Source organism: Streptomyces liliiviolaceus (assembly GCF_018070025.1).
Taxonomy (GTDB): domain Bacteria; phylum Actinomycetota; class Actinomycetes; order Streptomycetales; family Streptomycetaceae; genus Streptomyces; species Streptomyces liliiviolaceus.
The window spans coordinates 6235691-6256487 of the sequence record NZ_JAGPYQ010000001.1; the positions used below are offsets into that span (position 1 = coordinate 6235691).

At 70.2% G+C, this 20797-nt stretch carries 15 protein-coding genes; 4 read left to right on the forward strand and 11 right to left on the reverse strand.

Annotation, left to right across the window (positions count from 1 at the left end; translation table 11 throughout):
• Positions 1 to 13: 13 nt before the first annotated feature.
• The 7 genes from J8N05_RS27200 to J8N05_RS27230 all read right to left on the reverse strand — a co-directional run bounded on the left by J8N05_RS27200 (position 14) and on the right by J8N05_RS27230 (position 10722).
• Positions 14 to 556, reverse strand: coding sequence for a sigma-70 family RNA polymerase sigma factor (locus tag J8N05_RS27200; RefSeq protein ID WP_210887118.1), 543 nt, complete (start codon positions 554 to 556; stop codon positions 14 to 16).
• A 195-nt stretch (positions 557 to 751) separates the two neighbouring features.
• A complete protein-coding gene (locus J8N05_RS27205) occupies positions 752 to 3769 on the reverse strand; it encodes an alpha-mannosidase (RefSeq protein WP_210887121.1) in 3018 nt (1005 codons plus the stop codon).
• 65 nt (positions 3770 to 3834) lie between these two features.
• A complete protein-coding gene (locus J8N05_RS27210; protein ID WP_210887124.1) occupies positions 3835 to 5883 on the reverse strand; it encodes an endo-beta-N-acetylglucosaminidase in 2049 nt (682 codons plus the stop codon).
• A gap of 42 nt (positions 5884 to 5925) precedes the next feature.
• The gene (locus tag J8N05_RS27215) at positions 5926 to 7164 is read right to left on the reverse strand and encodes a glycoside hydrolase 5 family protein (protein ID WP_210887127.1); all 1239 of its coding nucleotides are present in this window, start codon (positions 7162 to 7164) and stop codon (positions 5926 to 5928) included.
• Positions 7165 to 7514: 350 nt separating this feature from the next.
• Positions 7515 to 8429 carry a carbohydrate ABC transporter permease gene (locus J8N05_RS27220; RefSeq protein WP_407699933.1) on the reverse strand — a complete coding sequence of 305 codons (915 nt, stop codon included), beginning with the start codon at positions 8427 to 8429 and terminating at the stop codon, positions 7515 to 7517.
• Complete coding sequence (locus tag J8N05_RS27225) at positions 8426 to 9433, reverse strand: carbohydrate ABC transporter permease (RefSeq protein WP_247706512.1); 1008 nt, start codon at positions 9431 to 9433, stop codon at positions 8426 to 8428. Before J8N05_RS27225 ends, J8N05_RS27220 begins: the two co-directional genes overlap by 4 nt.
• 5 nt (positions 9434 to 9438) lie before the next feature.
• A complete protein-coding gene (locus J8N05_RS27230; protein WP_210890418.1) occupies positions 9439 to 10722 on the reverse strand; it encodes an ABC transporter substrate-binding protein in 1284 nt (427 codons plus the stop codon).
• Between the two features lie 216 nt (positions 10723 to 10938).
• Here J8N05_RS27230 and J8N05_RS27235 point away from each other — a divergent pair, with 216 nt between their 5' ends.
• Positions 10939 to 12006, forward strand: a complete 1068-nt coding sequence (locus J8N05_RS27235) for a LacI family DNA-binding transcriptional regulator (RefSeq protein ID WP_210887130.1) — start codon at positions 10939 to 10941, stop codon at positions 12004 to 12006.
• Positions 12007 to 12170: 164 nt separating this feature from the next.
• Here the strand turns inward: J8N05_RS27235 and J8N05_RS27240 are convergent, their stop codons facing one another.
• Both J8N05_RS27240 and J8N05_RS27245 read right to left on the reverse strand, forming a co-directional pair.
• On the reverse strand, positions 12171 to 13727 hold the full coding sequence (locus J8N05_RS27240; protein ID WP_210887133.1) for an alpha-L-fucosidase: 1557 nt from the start codon (positions 13725 to 13727) through the stop codon (positions 12171 to 12173).
• 55 nt (positions 13728 to 13782) lie between these two features.
• A complete protein-coding gene (locus J8N05_RS27245; RefSeq protein WP_210890420.1) occupies positions 13783 to 15576 on the reverse strand; it encodes a family 20 glycosylhydrolase in 1794 nt (597 codons plus the stop codon).
• Positions 15577 to 16019: 443 nt separating this feature from the next.
• Between J8N05_RS27245 and J8N05_RS27250 the strand changes: the two genes are divergently transcribed.
• Positions 16020 to 17378: an amidase gene (locus J8N05_RS27250; protein WP_210887136.1), complete on the forward strand. Its 1359-nt coding sequence runs from the start codon at positions 16020 to 16022 to the stop codon at positions 17376 to 17378.
• A 367-nt stretch (positions 17379 to 17745) separates the two neighbouring features.
• On the opposite strand, the gene J8N05_RS27255 is transcribed toward J8N05_RS27250, so the two are convergent.
• The gene (locus tag J8N05_RS27255; protein WP_210887140.1) at positions 17746 to 18231 is read right to left on the reverse strand and encodes a GNAT family N-acetyltransferase; all 486 of its coding nucleotides are present in this window, start codon (positions 18229 to 18231) and stop codon (positions 17746 to 17748) included.
• A gap of 218 nt (positions 18232 to 18449) precedes the next feature.
• Positions 18450 to 18635, reverse strand: coding sequence for a hypothetical protein (locus tag J8N05_RS27260; RefSeq protein ID WP_210887143.1), 186 nt, complete (start codon positions 18633 to 18635; stop codon positions 18450 to 18452).
• A gap of 357 nt (positions 18636 to 18992) precedes the next feature.
• Here J8N05_RS27260 and J8N05_RS27265 point away from each other — a divergent pair, with 357 nt between their 5' ends.
• The gene (locus J8N05_RS27265) at positions 18993 to 20081 is read left to right on the forward strand and encodes an S-(hydroxymethyl)mycothiol dehydrogenase (protein WP_210887146.1); all 1089 of its coding nucleotides are present in this window, start codon (positions 18993 to 18995) and stop codon (positions 20079 to 20081) included.
• Complete coding sequence (locus J8N05_RS27270; protein WP_210887149.1) at positions 20078 to 20710, forward strand: MBL fold metallo-hydrolase; 633 nt, start codon at positions 20078 to 20080, stop codon at positions 20708 to 20710. Before J8N05_RS27265 ends, J8N05_RS27270 begins: the two co-directional genes overlap by 4 nt.
• The last annotated feature ends 87 nt before the right edge of the window (positions 20711 to 20797 follow it).

The following is a 20797-nucleotide window of genomic DNA, read 5'->3' on the forward strand; positions in this document are numbered from 1 at the left end:
CACGACGGGACCGTCAGGAGCGTGAGAAGTACTGCTCACGCAGGCCCCGCATCGCGTAGTAGTGGCGTGACTTCACCGTGCCCGACGGTACGTCGAGGATGTGCGACGCCTCTTTCATCGTCCGGCCGTAGAGGTGGACGAGCGCCAGGACCTCCTGGTGCTCCCTGGACAGACGGCGCAGCAGGGAGGCCATCTCCAGGGAGGTCAGGACCGCGTCGGTGTGGTCCGGCAGGGTGGTGTCGGGGCTGTGGGCGGTCGCCGTCTCGTGCCGGGCATAGGCACTGCGCATGCGGTCGACGATGAGGTTCCGGGTCACCTTGAGCAGCCAGCCGCGTACGGAGCCCTCCTGGTGGCGGAGCCGGTCGGCGTGCCGCCATGCCCTGATGAAGGTCTCCTGGACGATGTCCTCGGCGAGGTGATGATCCGTCAGGAAGCGGCGTGCGTAGGCGAGTAGTGCGGCGCGATGCTCTTCCACGAGCTCATCCACTCCGCCGGCGGGGCCGTTGTCCGCGTCGGATGAGAGTGCGCTTTCGTCGATGCCCGCAATCAGCGTCATAGTCTGAAGGTCCTGCTTCTGTTCGCACCGGCGGCCTGTCCAGAAAGGGCGGGGGCTGACTGGCCAGAAAACCGTCGGCTTCTCGGTTTCGGAGCGCCGAGATTAAGCAGGGGGCAGTGCCGAAACAGTGCCGCCGTACGGCGGCGTGCCTCTGCGGGGCGCGGCTCGCACGGAGCCGCGCCCCGCTGAAGAGGCTCAGGCGCGCTTGATCCTCAGCGTCACCAGTTCGAACGGGCGGAGTTTCAGGGTGAGGCGGTTGCCGTCCTGGTCGGGGGCGGTGGCGTCCGGGAGCGGACGCTCCAGGAGGTCCGTCACCGTGACCGACTCGACGTCGAAGCCGGCCGTGAGCGTGGCTTGGCTGCGGCCCCCTCTCGACTCGTGGAAGCGGACCACGACGTCCCCGCTGTCGTCGTCCGCCAGCTTCAGCGCCGTGACCACGACCGCGTCCTGCGCGACGGTCACCAGGGGAGCGACCTCCGAGGCCCCGCCGGCGACCTTCCGCTGGGGAAGGTTGATCCGCCAGCCCTCCCGCACCGCGTCCCCGATCGCCGCACCGGGCACCAGCGCGTGCCGGAAGCGGTGCATGCCCTGGTCGGTCTCCGGGTCGGGGAAGCGCGGGGCGCGCAGCAGCGAGACGCGGACCGTGGTGGTCGTACCGCCGTCCTCACGGACCGTACGCGTCACGTCGTGCCCGTACGTCGAGTCGTTGACGACGGCGACGCCCCAGCCGGGCTCCTCCATGTGGACGAACCGGTGGTTGCAGGCCTCGAACTTGGCCGCCTCCCAGGACGTGTTGGTGTGCGTCGGCCGGAAGAAGTGCCCGAACTGCGTCTCGGACGCGTACCGCTCGGCGTGCACGTCGAGCGGGAAGGCCATCTTCAGGAACTTCTCCGTCTCGTGCCAGTCGACCTCGGTGTCGAGGTCGAGCCGCCACTCCCCCGGCGCGAGCGACAGCACCTGCGTGACCTTCGACGCGCCGAAGCTCCGTACGATCCGGACCGAGACCCCGTCGTCACCGGGGACGACCTCGTCGGCGTCGACGAGGTCGGTGACCGTGTTGCGGTAGAACTCGTCGACGTCCCAGGCGTCCCACATGTTGGGGAAGTCGGGGTGGATCTGCAGCAGGTTGGCCGCCTCGCCGGGGGCGAGGGTCTCGCGGTCCGCGGCGAGGTCGAAGGCGGAGACCACGAGTCCGCGTTCGTCGATCTCGATGCGCAGACATCCGTTGTCGAGGACGAAGCCGCCGTCCGTGCGCGGCACGAGCGTGCACTCGCCGCCGACGGCCGGGGTCCGCGCACCGCCGGCGGGTACTCCGTCGCGGATGTGCGGCGCGGAGTTGAAGGCGAGGGTGGTCGTCCCCTCACCGGCGAGCGCGCGCTGGGCGGCGTCGATGATCCCGTTCAGTTCCTCGGCGACCGCCTCATAGGTCTTACGGGCCTCGCGGTGCACCCAGGCGATGGACGAGCCGGGCAGGATGTCGTGGAACTGGTGGAGCAGGACCGTCTTCCAGAGCCGGTCCAGCTTCTCGTGCGGGTAGCTGAACTTGGTCCGGACCGCCGCGGTGGCCGCCCACAGCTCGGCCTCGCGCAGCAGGTGCTCGCTGCGGCGGTTGCCCTGTTTGGTCTTGGCCTGGCTGGTGAGGGTGGCGCGGTGCAGCTCCAGATACAGCTCGCCGACCCACACCGGGGCGTTCGGGTACTCGGCCTCCGCCTTCTCGAAGAACTTCTCCGGGGTCTCCCAGACCACGGTCGCCGAGCCTTCGAGGTCGCGGAGCCGGGCCGCCTTGGCGACCATCTCCCGGGTCGTGCCGCCGCCCCCGTCGCCCCAGCCGGTCGGGGCGAGGGAGTGCCGGGCGACACCCTTGTCCTTGAAGTTGTTCGCCGCGTGGGCGATCTCGCTGCCCTTCATCGAGCAGTTGTACGTGTCGACGGGCGGGAAGTGCGTGAAGATCCGCGTGCCGTCGATGCCCTCCCACTGGAAGGTGTGGTGCGGGAACTTGTTGGTCTGCGACCAGGAGATCTTCTGTGTGAGCAGCCACTTGGAGCCGGCCGCCTTGATGATCTGCGGCAGTCCGGCGGCGAAGCCGAAGGTGTCGGGGAGCCAGGCCTCGTCGTTGTCGACGCCGAACTCGTCGATGAAGAACCGCTTGCCGTGCACGAACTGGCGGGCCATGGCCTCCGAGCCGGGCATGTTGGTGTCGGACTCGACCCACATGCCGCCGGTGGGCACGAACCGCCCGTCGGCGACGGCCTTCTTCACCCGCGTCCACACCTCGGGCCGGTGCTCCTTGACCCAGGCCCACTGCTGGGCCTGCGACATGGCGAAGACGAAGTCGGGCTCGTCCTCCAGGAGCGCGGTCATGTTCGACGTGGTCCTGGCGACCTTGCGGACGGTCTCGCGCAGCGGCCACAGCCACGCCGAGTCGATGTGCGCGTGGCCGACCGCGCTGATGCGGTGGGCGGAGGGCACGGCCGGAGCCGCCAGCACCGCTTCAAGCTGGGAACGGGCCGCGGCGGCGGTGGCGCCCACGTTCTGCAGGTCGACGGCGTCGAGGGCCTTCTCCACCGCGCGCAGGATGTCCCAGCGACGGGCGGACTCCACGGGCAGCTCGGCCATCAGCTCGCCGAGGACCTCCAGGTCGATGACGAGCTGCCACACCGTCTCGTCGAGGACGGCGAGGTCCATCCGCTCCAGTTTGTACTGCGGTTCGCCGCCGGCCGTCTCCTTGTCGCCGAGCTGTGTCGGCAGGAAGGGGTGGTAGTCGAGGATGACGGGGTTGGAGGCGGCCTCGATGTGCAGGCGCACCTCCTCGCCGCCGGCGACGGGCGCGCCGATCCGTACCCACTGGTTGCGCGGGTTGAGGCCCTTCACGGGGGTTCCGTCGGGTCGGTAGACGAGGCCCTCGCACTGGAAGCCGGGCATGTTCTCGTCGAAGCCGAGGTCGAGGAGCGCCTCGACGGTCTTCCCCGCCCATTCCTCGGGCACGGTCCCGGTCACCCGGAACCAGCTGGTGCCCCAGGGAGCACCCCACCTGTCGCCGACCGCCACCGGTGACGGCGTGGCCGCCAGCCCCTCCTCGACGGGCACCGGCTCGCCGGGCGCGTTCCACACCGCCACTTCCAGCGGTACGGACTCGGGGTACACGGCGGGTCGTATGCGCTCGTCGAGCACGCGCTTGAGGCGGGCTTCGACCAGGCCGCGGTCGTCATGCATGTGGGGTGCTCCGTAACTCCGTTGTGCGGGTTGTTGCTGTTACCGGTGGTACCGGTGGTCGGCGGTCACCAGGTGTGGGTCAGGGTCGCGGGGGCCGACGCGGTGTAAAACTCCCCAACGGCCCGCAATTCGAACCTCGCCGCGCTCTCGTCTCCTTCCGCTGTCAGTCCTCCAACGAAGAAGGCCTGCTGAGCGGTTCCGCCGAGGAAGCGCCGGGTGCCGTCGGGCAGCACCCGGTGCAGCGTGTAATGGCGTACGCCGGCGCCGGTGGGCGCGCGCCAGGCGAGGCGCAGGTCGCCTCCCGAGGCACCCGTGACGCTCGCGTCGACGGGCGTGCCGGGCGCCTGGGCGTCCTGATCGCGTACGGCGATCCCTCCGAGCCGCCACTTCACGGCACCGCCGCCGTCGGCCCCGGTGAGCCGGACCCCGAGGGCGTGCACCGTGCCGTCCGCCGGCAGCCCGGTCAGCCGTACGGTCGAGGTCTCCCAGCCGTCACCGGCGGTGACGGGGAAGTAGGTGTACGCGTACGGCTGCCCGGGGCCCGACGGTTCGGCGGTGGCGACGGCCAGTTCCACGGTGACGTCCCCCGAGTCGGCCCGGTGGGTCAGCTCGACGACCGTGTCCTCGCCGAGCGGCAGGCGGGTTCCGTAGAGGTCGAGCGTGGTGGGCGCGGTCAGGGTGCCGTCGACCAGGACGCTGCTGCCGCCGCGCCACGCGTCCGCGAAGTCGAACGTGACGGCCGGGTGCTGTCCCGTCGTTCGCGTGACCCAGCGCCGGGACGGCAGCCGGTCCTGGAGACCGAGATGGTTCCACTGCGCCGTCGACGTGACCTCGCCGTCCTCGTACCAGCGCAGTCCGTGGCCGGTGTTGAAGGTGCTCGCGAACGGCAGTGCGGTGACGGTCGAGCGGTCGGCGACAAAGACGGCGGGCGCCCGCCAGGTGTCGGTGGTGTCGGGGCGGGCCGGGTCGAGTGAACGGCCGCTCCAGAAGCGGTCGTCGGCAGCGTGGAAGTCGCCGGGTGTGCGGGTGGCGGGCAGGTGGTTGCGGGTCCACTCGGGCCGGTAGAAGCCCACGGAGACGAGGTGCGCCGAGCCGCCGGGCACCATGGCGTCCCAGTTCACGGACCGGTTCCAGCCGTTGGCCTCGACGTCGACGCCCGCCCACAGCTCGTAGCGGTCACGGCCGATCTGCTGGGCGTTCGTGCCGGAGGACACCAGACTGCTCGCGGACCAGCGGAAGTCGAGGAACATCGTGTCGGCGGCCTGGTAGAACACCCGGTTCTGGTTGTTCAGGGCGCCCTGCCAGCTCACCGAGCCGCTGACGGTCATCGAGTCGTACCAGGTGACGCGCTGTCCCTTGGCCGCGCTGAGCGTCTTCAGTTCGGTGAGGAAGCCGAGCATGTCGGTGGCGAGCGCCGCGTTCCCGCCGCTCGTCTCGGCGTTGATGAACCAGCCGTCGAACCCGTACGCCTCGGCGACCGCGACGAGCTGGGCCGCCAGCGGGTAGTGCCCCGCCGCGTCCTTCTGCACCAGGTCGCGGGTCCACTGCAACTGGCCGCCGTACGCGGCGGGCGGCAGGAACACATTGCCGAGGACGGGTACGCCGTGCCGGTGGGCGGCGTCCACGATCGGCGCGTTCGGCGCGAGGATCAGCCCCTCGCCGGAGGAACCGCCCCAGAAGACCAGCTCGTCGACGTAGCTCCAGTGGGTGAGCGCGTAGTAGTCGGCGGTGGCCGCGCCCTGCGCGGGGTTGCTCGCGGTCGGACCGAAGGAGACCAGCGACTGGATACGGGCCTGCCCGGCGCGGGCCGTCGAGTTCACCGGTGTCGGGGTGAACCGCTCGGCGAGCGGCACGGACGCCGTGTTGAAGGCCAGGTCGGTGTCGGTGGCGGCGCTCCACGCCTTCAGACTGCGCCAGGTGATGCCCGCGCCCGGTGAGCCGGAGGGGAAGGAGTCCGGGTACCAGTAGGAGGCGTACGGCTGGAGGGCCGAGGCGGCGGCCCCGGCGGCGGGGGCCGCGGTCTCCTGACCGGCGGCGGCCGGTCCTGCCGGGAGCAGGGCGGCGGCCGTCCCGGTGCCGGCGACGAGCAGGACGGTGCGTCTGGTGGGGTTCACGGGCAAGTGCCTCCTTGTGGGAGTTCTTGTTTCCTGTGGGGGTCACGGAACCTGATCGGGTGTGACGACTTCGGTGATGCCTCGTGCGGTGAGGTGCTCCACGTCGTTCGCGCGGGACGCGAGGACGGTGGTCGGTCGGGCGCCGTCGGCGGTGAGCCGGAAGAACGCCTCGAAGACCGGGCCGCCCGGCGCGCAGACGGAACGGCCGGCGGGGTCGTCGGGGACGACGAGCGCGGTGGTGCGGGCCTTGGGGGTGTACGGGTGCTCGCGGGCCGAGCGGGCGGCGCGGGCCAGCGCCCGCGCACTGTCCTTGGGCCGGCGGTCATTGCTCAACAACCCGAGCCCGTATTCGAGTTCGGGGAAGTCGACGAGCTCGCGGGACACGTCGTGGGAGCACCACCAGGTGACGCCCCACAGGTCCGGGCAGTCCAGGGCGTTCGCGACGGTCGCCTCGGTGAAGGCGGCGGCGTGCTCGGCGGGGACCAGCGGCGCCGGTGCGCCGACCTCCTGGAGCCAGACCGGGCGCGACGGATCGCCGGCCCAGGCCTTGCTCAGCTCGATCAGATAGGCGGCGTGGTGTTCGGTCGCGACGCCGGTACGCCCGTGCCGCTGGGCCGTGCCGTTGAAGACCCACGAGTGCACGGCGGTGACGGCTCCGCGCCGCGCGGCCTGCGCCGGGGTGAACGGCATGTCGTCCTGGTACCAGGCGGCGTCGTACTCCGCGTGCAGATGCAGCTTGCCGGGGGCGCCCTTCTCGCAGGCCGCGAGCATCCGCTCCAGCCACGCGTCGACCGCATCGGCCGCCGCCCGGTCGGGGTCCGGGTGGGGGCCCGCCGAGAACTGGTTGACCTCGTTGCCCACGGTCATGCCGATGAAGTTGGGCCGGTCGGCGAGGGCGGCGGCGAGGGTCCGCAGATATTCGGCCTGCCCTTCGACGACCTCCGGGTCGGTGAAGAGATTCCGCCGGTGCCAGGTCTGCGTCCACGCCGGCAGGAAGTCGAAACTCGACAAGTGACCCTGCAGCCCGTCCACGTTGACGTCCAGGCCCCGCTCGGCCGCCGCGTCCGCGAGGGCGACGAGCTGTTCCACGGCCCGCGGGCGGATCAGCGAGCGGTTCGGCTGGAAGTAGGGCCAGATCGGAAAGACCCGTACGTGGTCGAGCCCGAGTGCGGCGATCGAGTCGAGATCGGCCCGCACGGAGTCGAGATCGAAGTCGAGCCAGTGATGGAACCACCCTTCACTAGGGGTGTAGTTGACGCCGAAGCGCACAGCAGAAGACATCCGGGGTTCCTAGTCCTGTTTCTGTGGTGCGGATGTGGGGGGTATGGGGGGGGTGCACAGGCTGCCACCGGCACGGGGCGCACCGTGCGGCCCGGTGGGGGCTGGTCGCGCAGTTCCCCGCGCCCCTTCGAGGCGGGGCTGCGCCCCGACAGGGGGCGCGGAGGATCACCCGACGACCGGCCTTCCCCCTTCAGGGGCGCGAGGAACTGCGCGGCTCACCCCCACCGGCCCGCACCCGACAACCGGCCGAAGCTCCTTCAGGGGCGCGGGGAACTGCGCGACCAGCCACGACGCACCCGCACCTGACAACGCTGGGCCGGCGCCCAAAAAGACCGCGGTCACCGCGGAACTCACCCCTTCACCGCCCCCTCCCCCACCCCACGGAAGAAGTACCGCTGAAGACAGGCGAAGAGCGCGATCAACGGCGCCACGGCGATGATCGTGCCCGCGGCCACCAGCCGCTCATCATTGGCGAAGGTGCCATGCAAATAGTTGAGCCCGATGGTCAGCGTGAACTTGTCGGTATCGCTGAGCACGATCAACGGCCACAGGAAGTCGTCCCACGCCCCCATGAAGGCGAAGATCGCCACAACGGCGAGCGTCCCCTTCACCGAGGGCAACGCGATCCGCAAGAACCGCTGCCACGTGTTCGCGCCGTCGACGAACGCCGCCTCCTCGATCTCGTACGGCAGATTGAGGAACGCGTTGCGCATCAGCAGGACGTTCATCGCGCCGATGCATCCGGGCAGGACGACCCCGATGAGCGTGTTGTTCAGACCCAGCTCACGCATGGTCGTGAACTGGGCGATGATGATCCCCTCCACGGGCACGAGCATCGCGAGGATGAACACGAGCGTGGCCACCTTGCGGCCGCGGTAGCGCAGCCGGGCCAGCGCGTAGCCCGCGAGCGCCGCGCCGACGCAGTTCGTGACGACGTTGGCGGTGGCGACCTTCAGGGAGTTGAGGGCGTAGTCCCACACGGGGATCGTCTGGGCGACCCGGTCGTAGTTGTGCAGGGTCGGGTCACCGGGCAGGAACTTCGGCGGCGAACTGAAGATGTCCTCGGTCGGCCCCTTCAGCGAGGTGGACAGCTGCCACAGGAACGGCCCGACGGTCAGCGCCAGCACGGCGAGCAACAGCGCGTACCGCAGGGCGAGTTCCCACACCCGTACACGCTTCCCGTTCTCATCTGTGACGCGCCCACGACGACGGCGGCGCGCCTCGGAGCCCGCCGGCACCTCACGCACCTTCTCGGCGGCACTCACGCGTCCTCCTTCCGGTCGGCGCGCAGCACGAGCAGCATCAGCGCGACGGTGACGACGAAGACGACGACGGAGATGGCGGAGGCGTAGCCGACCCGGCCGGTCAGGCCGGTGCCGGTGCGCTGGACGAGCATCACGAGCGTGGTGTCCTCGCCCGCGGGACCGCCGCCGGGCCCCGCCATCAGGTAGACCTCGGAGAACACCTTGAAGGCGGCGACCGAGGAGAGCGCGCCGACCAGCACCATCGTGGAGCGGACGGCGGGCACGGTGACGGTGAGGAAGCGGCGGACGGCGCCGGCGCCGTCCACGGCCGCGGCCTCGTGCAGCTCGCGCGGCACGTTGGCGAGCGCGGCCAGGTAAATGATCATGTAGTAGCCGAGGCCCTTCCAGACCGTGACCGTCATGGCGCTCAGCAGGAGCAGCCACTGGTCGCTCAGGAAGCCGATCCTGCCGACCCCGATCGCCTCCAGCAGCGAGTTCACCAGGCCGCGTTCGTCGAGCAGCCACACCCAGATGAGACCCACCACGACGATGGAGGCGACGACCGGGGTGTAGAAGGCCGACCGGAAGAAGGCGATGCCGGGGATGTTCTTCTGGACGAGGAGCGCGAGCAGCAGGGGCAGCAGGACGAGCGCGGGGACGACCCCGAGGACGTACAGCGTGCTGTTGCGCAGGCCGATCCAGAACATCTCGTCGTGCAGCAGTTCCCGGAAGTTGGCCAGGCCCACGAACTCGCCGGGGATCAGGGTCCGGCGGTCGGTGAAGGCGTTGACCACGGTCGAGACGAACGGGTAGAGGATGAAGATGCCCACGACCAGCAGCCCCGGGGCGGCGAACAGCCAGGGACTGGTGGGCAGTTGCCGCCGCACCCGGGCGACGGCCCCGGCAGGACGTCCATCACCGTCGCCCCCGTCACCGGGAGAAGCGCTACCGACGGACGCCCCGCCGGTGGGGACCTTGCCGGGCGAAGCCGTACGGGAGGAAGCCGTACCGGAGGAGCTCGCCATGTCGGTCAGCCCTGCTGCTGGAGCAGGCGGTCACACGCCTTGACAGCGTTGTCGAGAGCTTCCTTCGGGCTCACCTTGCCCTGCAGCGCCTTGGCGACGGAGTTGCGCAGTTCGGTCTTCATCTGCTCGCTGAACAGCACCGGCGTGTAGTTGACGGCGTTCTTCAGGGACTTGGCGGCGGCGATCCGCACCCGGGTCTCATCGGTGCCGTCCTCCTCGGTGAAGTACGGGTCGTCGAGCGAACCGGCGGTGCTCGGGAAGATCGCGACCTTCTTGGCGAACGACATCTGGTTCTGCGCGTCGGTGACGAAGTGCGCGAAGGCGACGGCGGCGGGCTTCTGCTTGGTCTGGGCGTTCACCATCACGCCCATCACATACATGTTGACCTTGCCGGTGCTGGTGATCTGGTCGGTGATGCCGATGTTCTTGTAGAGGTTCGGCGCCTGCTTCTTGAAGTTGCCGAGGTCCAGGGCGCTGCCCGGGTTCATGGCGACGGCCCCGGTGAGGAACTTCTTGCCGGACGACTCGGGGGTGGCGGTCAGCGCCTGCGGGTCGAGGGCCTTGGCGTCGTACAACTCCTTGTACTTGGTGAGGAGTTCCACGCCCTTGGCGTCGTTGAAGGCGAAGGCCGTGCCCTCCTTGTTCATCAGCTCGACGCCGTACCGGCCGAAGTCCTCGATGGTGGGCACGTTCGCCAGGGTCGCGACCTTGCCGTCGCTCTTGTCGGCCAGCTCCAGCGCGTCGTCGAAGAGTTCGTCGTACGTCTTCGGAGGCTTCGCGGCGTCCAGGCCGGCCTCCTTGAACAGCGACTTGTTGTAGAAGAGCGGGCCGGTGTTCAGGTACCACGGGAAGGCGTACGTGCCCTCCGTGCCCGGTATCTCGTGGCTGGCCCACGCACCCGGGAGGTACTCCTTCTTGTACTTCGCGGCGGCCTTGTCGAGGTCGAGCGCGAGGCCCGCCTTGGCGAGCGGGGCGACGAGGTCGGGCGAGACGTTCACGACGTCGGGCAGGGTGCCGCCGGCCGCGTCGGCGCTGATCTTGTCGGCGTAGCCCTCGGCGGGCTGGTCGACCCACTTCACGTTCGTACCGGGGTACTTCTTCTCGAAGTCGGCGACCAGACCCTCGAAGTACGGCTTGAAGTTGGCCCGCAGGTTCCAGGTCTGGAAGGTGATGTCGCCCTCGACCTTGCCGGAGGCGTCCGTGGAACCGCTGTCGTCACCCCCGGAGCCGCAGGCGCTGAGCGGCAGGACCAGGGCGACGACAGCGGCGGCGAGTGCTCTGCGAGGCATGCGCACGGTGACCGGGCTCCTTTGCGACGGTGTGGGTCAGGGGTGACGGGCAGACCTTGCATCCTGCGCGGCGGGGAAGTCAATGGATTCCGCCCCGCTAAATTCATTAGTTCGACATATGGCCAGCTCAGAGCAGTTGTTACACCCCGCTTGCAACAGATCACTAATGCGCTTTAGGCTGTCCTGACTCAAGCGCTTTAGTGGAATGGGGAGCAGGTGCCAGCCAAGCGGTCTCCCGCGCGCCGGCCGACGATGAAGGACATCGCGCAGCGCGCCGGGGTCTCCGAGAGCGCGGTCTCGTTCGCGCTCAACGACCGGCCCGGGGTCTCCGAGATCACCCGTGACCGGGTGCGCCGGGTCGCCGAACAACTGGGCTGGCGGCCCAGCACGGCGGCGCGCCAGCTGTCCGGCGAGGGCACGGCGACGGTCGGGCTCGTCCTGGCGAGGCCCGCGGACACGCTCGGCGTGGACTCGTTCTTCCTGCAGCTCATCTCGGGCATCCAGGAGGTGCTGGCCGAGCGTCACCTCGGGCTGCTCTTCCAGGTGGTCGAGGACGTCGACGACGAGTGCGCGGTGTACCGGCGCTGGTGGGCCGAGCACCGCGTGGACGGTGTGCTGGTCGTCGACCCGCGGACCGACGACGCGCGCCCCGACCTGCTCGACGAACTGGGACTGCCGGCGGTGGTCATCGGCGGGGCGCCGGACGCGCGGCATCCAGGTCTCTCCACGGTCTGGGCGGACGACGCGGGCGCGATGGCGTCCGTGGTGGGACGGCTGTACGAACTCGGTCACCGGCGGATCGTGCACATCGCGGGTCTGCCCGGCCTCGCGCACACGGAGCGGCGCATCCGTACGCTGCGCGCCGAGGCGGACCGGCGAGGGCTCGCCGAGGTGTGCTCGGTGACCACGGACTACTCCGACGCGGAGGGCGCGGCGGTGACGCGCCGCGTCCTGGAGGGCGGCGTGCTGGGTGGCGGGGCGCCACCGACCGCGCTGGTCTACGACAACGACGTGATGGCCGTCGCCGGGGTCGCCGCCGCGACGGAGCTGGGCTTCTCCGTACCGGGTGACGTGTCGGTCGTGGCCTGGGAGGACTCGGCACTGTGCCGCATGGTCAAGCCGTGGCTGTCGGCGCTGTCCCGCGACACGGTGGCGTTCGGCCGGACCGCTGCCGCGGAGTTGACGTCGTTGCTGGACGGGGGGCCTGCGCGGGCTGTGGGGGTGCCGGTGCCGGGGTTGATCGAACGCGACAGTACGGGGCCCTGCGGGGCCTGCGGCGCTTGAGCGGGGAGGGGGGCGGGGGTTCGTTGTCGGGTGCGGGCTCGTTGTGGTTGCTCGCGCCGTTCCCCGCGCCCCTTAGAAACCGGGGGCGGGGGTTCGTTGTTGAGTGCGGGTCCGTCGTGGTTGCTCGCGCCGTTCCCCGCGCCCCCGGGCAAGGGGCCCTTGCTTCAGAGGTGGGAGCGGTGCAGTTCGAACCTGGCCAGGTGAGGGGTGCGACGGGAAGCTGTCACCCGTAGCCTCCAGCGGCTGGCGCTGATCGGGGTCGGTAGGAGCAGGATGCGGCTGGCACCGATCGTGCCTGCCTCTGTCACGTGCTTCCAGGCTCCGTCGGTGTGGGCCTCGATCACGAACGACTCCACCTGCTGGCCGTGGCGGGTGTCCTCCGCGAGGCGGATGCGGTCGATCTCGCGGGAGCGGCCCAGGTCCACCGTGATCGTGCCCGGGGAGCGGGTGGTGCGCGCCCCGTGTGCCAGATCCTCCGGCAGTTCCCTGTCGATGCGCTCGCGGAACTCCCGCAGGCGGGCGACGTCCGCTGCCGGAAGTCGGCCCTCGTCGTCCGGCGGGATGTTGAGCAGCAGGACCGCGTTGCGGCCCACCGAGCCGAAGTAGATGTCAGTCAACTGCTGCACCGACTTGGGCTGTTGGTCGGCGTGGTAGAACCAGCCGTCCCGGATCGACACATCGGCCTCGGCCGGCCACCACTGGAGGTGGTCGGCCACGGGCTGGGCCGCGACCAGGGCGTCCCGGCCGCCCATGTCCGGCGCGTCGTACGAGAGCGCGAAGTCCATGCGTCCGTTGGCCTTCTCCTGGACGGGTACGACGCTCCACTCGTTCTCGCGGGCCAGCCCGCCCTCGTTGCCGACCCAGCGCACATCGGGTCCGGAGACGGCGACCGCGGCGTCCGGCGCGAGGGTCCGGATGAGTGTGTACCAGCTGTCCCAGTCGTACGTCTCGACCTTGTCCGGCGGGATACGGCCCTGGGCGCCGTCGAACCAGACCTCGTCGACCGGCCCGTACTCGGTGAGGACCTCGTAGAGCTGGTCGAGCATGTGGGCGCCGTAGTCGGTGGCCGGGAGAGTGAAGGTCGGCCCGTCCGGGCGGTCGTCCCCGGGGACCGGAGTGGGGATGGTGCGCTCGGAGCGGGCGCTGCCGTTGGCGTACACGCCGTGGAGGTACTGGTTCTCGTCGGCCGGTGAGATGTAGACGCCGACCTTGAGCCCATGACGCCGCATGGAGTCGGCGAACGACCGCAGGACATCCCCTCGCCCGTCCTGCCAACTACTGGATGCCACCGAGTGGTCGGTGTACCGGGACGGGTAGAGCACGAACCCGTCGTGGTGCTTGACGGTGAGGATGGCCAGCTTGAAGCCGCCGTCGCGCAGGGCGCGGGCCCACTGGTCGGTGTCGAGGCCGACCGGCTGGAAGACGTCGGGATCCTCGTCCCCGGTGCCCCATTCGAGACCGGTGAAGGTGTTCACCCCGAAGTGGAGGAAGGCGGTGCGTTCGAGGGCCTGCCAGGCGATCTGCCGTTCCGTGGGCCGGACTTGGGACGCCTTGCAGACCAGCTCGTCCGGGGAGTCGTCGGGGCCGACGGGGATCCGGTACCACGGCTCGTTAGGCGGGGCGGGGGCCGCGGAGGCGGTGGGCGCGAGGGCCAGGGACGTACCGCTGGACGCCACGAGTGCCGCGGCGGCCGTCACGAAGAGACGTCTGGAGACTGCCATGGGGGTCGCACTCCTCAGGTCAGGGGGTGGAGACGGAGGACGGCGGGGCTCCGGGTCAGTCGGCCGTCACCTGCCATACGGCTGCGCCCCGCCGGTCAGGCGGATACTGGACGAGCCGTCCGTCGTCGCCGACATGCACAGCCATCTGCGTGATCGCGTTGACGAGCCGGTAACCACGTCCCACCGGCACCAACTGCCAGCGCTGCACGGTGTTCGCGTCGTCGCACGTCTGCTGGGACACCTCGACTCCCGGCTGCAGCGGCACGTTGAGCGTGAGCTTGCCGCCGCGCACCTCCAGGCAGCCGTTCGCAGTGCGCAGGGTCACGTAGCCGTCCGGGGTGCGCTCGACCTCGGCCGTGACGCTCTCGGCCCCCGAGCGGAAGGTGTACGTGCCGTTCGCGACCGGTACACGGGTGAGGTCGCGCCAACCGGGCGCGTGACCCACGGCCTCGGCGCGAGCGGTGAATTCGGCGTACGTGGCGTCCGGACGGGGCGAGCCCCAGGTGGCCTGGGCAAGATGGCGCAGAGCCGGATCGGTGTCCTCCGCGACCTCGTTCTCGGTCTCGCCACGGCCGTTGTCGGGCCAGAGGCTGATCTTCGCGCCGGTGATCCCCTCGCGGGAGGCGAGCTTCTCGCCCTCGAAGCTGCGCGGATCCCAACTCTGGTCGTACAGCCCCTTGGTGTCCGAGTGGAATCCGCCCCGCACGAGATAAAGGGCGTACGCCGCGTTCATCAACGGGTAGCCCTGAGAACGCAGTTGGCTGGGCTTCGTCGCCACGTTCAGCCAGTGCTCGACCGTCGTACCGGCCGTGACGGGCACGGTGTTGGCGCCGGTGAGACCGTCGTTCCAGATCCGCAGTTCCTTCCCCTTGTCCGCCGCGTAGGAGTGGACCCGGTTGACGAAGTCGATGAAGGCGTCCTGCGGGGTGGCGTCCGCGCCGTACTTGGCCCGGGCGTACTCCAGGACCTGCGGGTACTTGGCGAAGTCGGAGCCGAGCATGTACTCGTCGGCGCCCATGTGCCAGGAGTCGGCCGTGAACACCTGCGCGTACTCGTCCATCAGGCTCGTGTAGTAGGCGAAGGCCTCGGGGCGCGTGATGTCGAGCCGGGAGGGCTGCTTGTTGCCGTCGGAGTCGGTGAGCTGGAGATCGGGCCGGTTCTCGATCCAGGGGTCCATGTGCCCCGGGGAGTTGATCTCCGGAACGATACTGACGTGGTACTTCTCGCCGAGGGCGACGAGCCGGCGTATCTCGTCCTTGGTGTAGTAGCCCCAGGTGTTGGCCTCGGGGTGCGCGTCGCTCTTCACCTTCAGTTCGAGCAGCAGCTGGTTGAGCTTGTGGTACGCCATGTCGCGTACGAGGTTCTCCAGCCACTCGGTGGTGATGTGGACGTAACAGGCGCAGACGCCGACACCCCGCTCCTCGTACCGGGGCACGTCGACGGTGCGTCCGGCGGGCAACCGGTCTCCCTGCGCGAGCAGTTGAAGAACGGTCCGAGTCCCGTAGAAGGCACCTGTCTCAGTGGCGGCGGTCACCGACAGCCGTTTGCCCACGCGGAGTTCGTACCCCTCGTCCCCCAACACGGCCTTGCCGGGCACGACATCGACAACGATGTCACCCGTACGCGCTCCCCCACCCACGACCGGAACGGTCCCGCGCCCGGCCGCACGCAGATCATCGGCAAGGGTGTCCGCGACGCGACGCTCCACCTCCCCACCGGCGACAAGACGCGTTCCGCGATCACCACGAACACCACCACCCCCCTCATACGCGTAATACCCCTCCCCCGGCGTCCAGTCGGTCAGGGCGGGAACGGTGACAGGGGCCACGGGATCGGCCACCGGAGCCATCGCCTCCGCGCCTGCCACGGGGACAGGCGCCGCGAGCAGCAGGAGTGCCGTCAGGACACCGACCAGCCGGGACCGTCTCGGGGACGCACTCCTGCCTGGATACGCACTCTTGACGTCCGTACTCACGGGCACCTCCCATTCATCGGAGGTGTGATGATTGAGCCGCCTTCAGGGCATGTCAATGGGGTCAGGTGGGAGCCGAGTTGGGGCAGAGGTCGGATGACCTGCCACTCCGCACGAACAGGCAGCCGGACGCACCGCCAAAAGTCCAAGAGGACCGCAGCGAATGTCCAAGCGCGTCCGGACACGACGACCTCCGGCCGAACGACTCTCGACGGGAGCCCCGGAGCCGGGCACAGTACTTCTCGTACTCACCAGTACCCACCAGTACTAGCCAGTGGTGCTCATTGCTCATCAACAGGACCACGCCCCGAGGAGCCGCCGTGACCAGCTGGATCGGCCGGACCGCCGCCGAGATCGCCGCCGCCGTCCGCGAGAAGAGGGTCACGCCGCGCGAGGTGGTGGCCGAGCACCTCGCGCGGATCGAGCTGCTCGACGCGCGCGTGGGCGCCTTCCGCCACGTACGCGCGGCGGCCGCGCTCACCGAGGCGGACGAGGTGGCGGCCCGGGCGGACCTGGCCGACCTCCCCCTGGCGGGCGTACCGGTGGCGGTCAAGGACAACCTGGCCGTACGCGGCGAGTCCACCCGCAACGGCAGCGCGGCGAGCCCGGCCACCCCGGCGGCGGAGGACCACGTCACGGTGGCCAGGCTGCGGGCGGCGGGGGCCGTCGTGGTGGGCGTGACGAACGTGCCCGAACTGTGCGTCTTCGGCACCACGGAGGGCGTGTACGGCACGGCCCGCAACCCGTGGGACACCACACGCACGGCGGGCGGCTCCTCCGGGGGCAGCGCGGCGGCGGTCGCCGCGGGGATGGTCCCCCTGGCGCTCGGCAACGACGGCATGGGGTCGCTGCGGATACCCGCCGCCAACTGCGGCCTGATAGGCCTGAAGCCTGGCCACGGCACGATCCCGGCGGGCATCGGCCACAGCGACTGGTTCGGCATGTCGGAGAACGGGCCGCTGGCGACGACGGTCGAGGACGCCGGCCTGATGTTCTCGGTACTGGCCGCAGCGGACTCCGTACGCGCCGAGGAGGCAGCCCCTCTCTCCGTCGCGGTCTCCGTCCGCAGCCCTCTCGCGGGCGTCGCCGTCACCCGGCCCTACGCGGCCGGAGCGCGTGAGGCGGCCCGGTTGCTCGCCGGGGCGGGGCATCGGGTGCGGCGCGCGGATCCGCCGTATCCGGTGTGGCTGAGTACGACCTCGCTGGCGCACTGGACGGCCGGGACGGCGGTGGACGCGGAGGGGCTCGATCCACGGCGGCTGGCGCCGCGGACGCGGGTGCACGCGGGGCTGGGGCGCCGGTTCGTGGACTCGGTACGGACCGGGGTGCGCCGGCAGCAGCTGCGGGAGCGGCTCGGGCCGTTCTTCGCGGAGCACGACGTGCTGCTCACGCCCGCGCTGGCGCGGCGGGGGCCTGCGGCGGCCGACTGGCACAAGCGGGGGTGGGTGCGGAACGTTCTGGTCAACACCGCGTACTCACCCTTGACTCCACCGTGGAATCTGACGGGGTGGCCGGCGATGGTGGTGCCGTTCGGGGTGTTGCCGTCGGGTCTGCCGGGTGCTGTCCAGCTGGTGGGGCGGCCGGTGAGCGAGGGGGTTCTCCTGCGGGTGGCCGGGGAGCTGGAGGGGTTGCGCCCCTGGACGCGGGTGGCTCCGCTGGGGGTGGGGGTCGGGGGGTAGGGGTTGTCGGTCGGGTGCGGGTCGGTGGGGGCTGATCGCGCAGTTCCCCGCGCCCCTGAAAAACAGGCGGCCTCCTGCCCGGGGCGAGAGCCGGGAGGCGCGGGTCGCCGGTCGGGTGCCGGCCGGTGGGGGCTGATCGCGCAGTTCCCCGCGCCCCTAAAAAACAGGCGGTCGCCTGCCGGGGGCGAGAGCCGGGAGGCGCGGGTCGCCGGTCGGGTGCCGGCCGGTGGGGGCTGATCGCGCAGTTCCCCGCGCCCCTAAAAAGGCAGATGGGCGCCCAAGTCGCTGCGCCACGAGAAGCAGATGAACGCCCCAGTCGCTGCACCCATGAGACGGCCGGCACCCGAGTCAAGGAAGTTTGCGTTCGTCAGAGCAGTCGGTGCATGACGTGCAGGCCGACTTTTCCTTTCGTCGGGTGGGTGAAAGCGGTCGGGATCGTGCCTACGATCTCGAAGCCCAACGAGGTCCACAGTTTCACGGCGGGGTTGGTCTCCACGACGGCGTTGAAGACCATCGCCCGGTAGCCGTCGGCCTCGGCCGTTCGTAGCACGTGCTCCGCCAGGGCCCGGCCGACGCCCCGACCCGTCTGGTCCGGGTCGACCATGAAACCGGCGTTGGCGACATCGGCCGCGGGCCCGCCGTAGTTGGGCGTGACGTAGGCGGAGCCCAGGACGACGCCCGCAACCTCGTCCTCGGCGACGAACACCCGCTTGCCCGGCGCCATCCACAGCGCCCGGGCATCCACCTCGGAGGTGTCCGGATCCCAGGCGTAGGTCTCCCCGGCGGCCACGATGCGGTGCCAGAAGGGCCAGATCCGCGCCCAGTCGTCGGCCACGGCGTCTCTGATCAGCATGGATACAAGTTTGGCACGACCCGGCACCCGCGAGATCACGGGAGCGGGCCGTGCCGGTACGTCGCAGCCCGTCGCATAGGGCTCCTGCAATCGACCGCACTCTTCGATTCTTGGAGCGGTACACCCGGAAGGCGACGGGCTCGACGTACCGGCACGGCCCCGACCCACCCACCAACGCCAGGCGGCGGGCCGGGTCCCGGCCGGGACAGGCCCAGCGGTCAGTCCACGCTGGGCAGGATATGCGGCTCGGCCAGATCGTCCTCGTAGCCCGCCAGCCGGATGGGCGCGGACCTGGCCCACACGTCCAGGCTGCCGAGCTTCTCCGCCCGGTCCGTGACCTCTGTCCACTCCTTGAGGCCTTGGCCTTGGCGGCCTTGATCGAGATTCGTCGTCTCCGGTGTCACCGCGCACTCCTTATGTGTCGGGTCACCCTCGGGGCGCACAGGACCACTCCGCTACCGGTCGCCTGCGTCCGCTCGGGTCTGAACAAGGGCACTTCGGACGCGGTGGCGCCGGTCAACTCGCATGAGAGCAGGCCGTGGTGACTGGCTTGTCCCGGGACGGACCGTGGGTGTGGGTGGGACCCAAATGAGCTGTCCGTCCCGCACAGAGTAACCAAATGAGCGGCCCGCCGCTCGATGGGGCTGAAAACAAGCTGTAACCATCTGGAGTCATCCTTGGTTGTCCACAGGCGATGACGCACTCGTCCAGCCCTGTGCCAACATGATCAGCGCCCCACTGTCCATGTGAAGGAGCCCGACATGGCCGCCCAGCAGGTACGCGGTGTCATCGCCCCCGGCAAGAACGAGCCGGTGCAGATCCGGACGATCATCGTCCCCGACCCGGGTCCCGGCGAGGCCGTGGTGAAGATCCAGGCCTGCGGGGTCTGCCACACCGACCTGCACTACAAGCAGGGCGGCATCAGCGACGACTACCCCTTCCTCCTCGGCCACGAGGCGGCGGGCGTCGTCGAGTCCGTCGGCGAGGGCGTCACCGACGTGGCCCCCGGCGACTTCGTGGTCCTCAACTGGCGAGCGGTCTGCGGCCAGTGCCGCGCCTGTCTCCGCGGCCGCCCCTGGTACTGCTTCGACACGCACAACGCCAAGCAGAAGATGACCCTGGAGGACGGCACCGAGCTCTCCCCCGCCCTGGGCATCGGCGCCTTCGCCGAGAAGACCCTCGTCGCGGCCGGCCAGTGCACCAAGGTCGACCCGTCCGTGTCCCCGGCGGTCGCCGGCCTGCTCGGCTGCGGCGTGATGGCCGGCATCGGAGCGGCCATCAACACCGGCAACGTGGGCCGCGGCGACTCCGTCGCCGTCATCGGCTGCGGCGGCGTCGGCGACGCGGCGATCGCCGGGGCGAACCTCGCGGGCGCCGCGAAGATCATCGCCGTCGACATCGACGACCGGAAGCTGGAGAAGGCCCGCACGATGGGCGCCACCCACACCGTCAACTCCAAGGAGACGGACGCCGTGGAGGCGATCCGCGAGCTGACCGGCGGCTTCGGGGCGGACGTCGTCATCGAGGCGGTCGGCCGCCCGGAGACGTACAAGCAGGCGTTCTACGCCCGCGACCTCGCGGGCACGGTGGTCCTGGTCGGCGTCCCCACACCGGAGATGAAGCTCGAACTGCCCCTGCTGGACGTCTTCGGCCGCGGCGGCAGCCTGAAGTCCTCCTGGTACGGCGACTGCCTGCCCTCGCGGGACTTCCCGATGCTGATCGACCTCCATCAGCAGGGCCGCCTGGACCTGGCCGCGTTCGTGACGGAGACCATCGCGCTCGACGAGGTCGAGCAGGCCTTCGACCGCATGCACCAGGGCGACGTCCTGCGATCGGTGGTGGAGCTGTGACCACCGCACGCATCGAGCACCTGGTCACGTCGGGCACGTTCAGCCTGGACGGCGGCACCTGGGACGTCGACAACAACGTATGGATCGTGGGCGACGACACCGAGGCGGTCGTCATCGACGCGGCGCACGACGCGGACGCGATCGCCGAGGCACTGGGCGACCGCACCCTGCGCGCGATCGTCTGCACCCACGCGCACAACGACCACATCGACGCGGCCCCGGCCCTGGCGGCCCGCACCGGCGCACCGATCCTGCTCCACCCGGACGATCTCCCGCTCTGGAAGCAGACGCACCCGGACCGCCTCCCGGACGGCGAGCTGTCCGACGGCGAGAAGCTGGCCGTGGCGGGCGTGGAGCTGACCGTCCTGCACACACCGGGTCACGCGCCGGGGGCCGTGTGCCTGTACGCCCCGGAGCTGGACACCGTCTTCACCGGCGACACCCTCTTCCAGGGCGGTCCGGGCGCGACGGGCCGGTCCTTCTCCCACTTCCCGACGATCGTGGAGTCGATCAGGACCCGCCTGCTCGACCTGCCCGCCGGGACGGTGGTCCGCACCGGCCACGGCGACACGACGACGGTCGGCGCCGAGGCCCCGAACCTCCAGGAGTGGATCGACAGGGGGCACTGAACGAGTTCTCGGACAGGTGTGCAGTTCAGTTCCCGTTGGCCCGATTGAAATCTGGCCATGATCTGCTGGCGCGAGACGACGGCCTTT

Bases quoted from the DNA above. Each gene is read 5' to 3' on its own strand.
- J8N05_RS27205 (WP_210887121.1), bottom strand. From the start codon at position 3,769: ATGCATGACGACCGCGGCCTGGTCGAAGCCCGCCTCAAGCGCGTGCTC.
- J8N05_RS27215 (WP_210887127.1), bottom strand. From the start codon at position 7,164: ATGTCTTCTGCTGTGCGCTTCGGCGTCAACTACACCCCTAGTGAAGGG.
- J8N05_RS27240 (WP_210887133.1), bottom strand. From the start codon at position 13,727: ATGGCAGTCTCCAGACGTCTCTTCGTGACGGCCGCCGCGGCACTCGTG.
- J8N05_RS27265 (WP_210887146.1), top strand. From the start codon at position 18,993: ATGGCCGCCCAGCAGGTACGCGGTGTCATCGCCCCCGGCAAGAACGAG.
- J8N05_RS27225 (WP_247706512.1), bottom strand. From the start codon at position 9,433: ATGGCGAGCTCCTCCGGTACGGCTTCCTCCCGTACGGCTTCGCCCGGC.
- J8N05_RS27245 (WP_210890420.1), bottom strand. From the start codon at position 15,576: ATGGCTCCGGTGGCCGATCCCGTGGCCCCTGTCACCGTTCCCGCCCTG.
- J8N05_RS27230 (WP_210890418.1), bottom strand. From the start codon at position 10,722: ATGCCTCGCAGAGCACTCGCCGCCGCTGTCGTCGCCCTGGTCCTGCCG.
- J8N05_RS27255 (WP_210887140.1), bottom strand. From the start codon at position 18,231: ATGCTGATCAGAGACGCCGTGGCCGACGACTGGGCGCGGATCTGGCCC.
- J8N05_RS27200 (WP_210887118.1), bottom strand. From the start codon at position 556: ATGACGCTGATTGCGGGCATCGACGAAAGCGCACTCTCATCCGACGCG.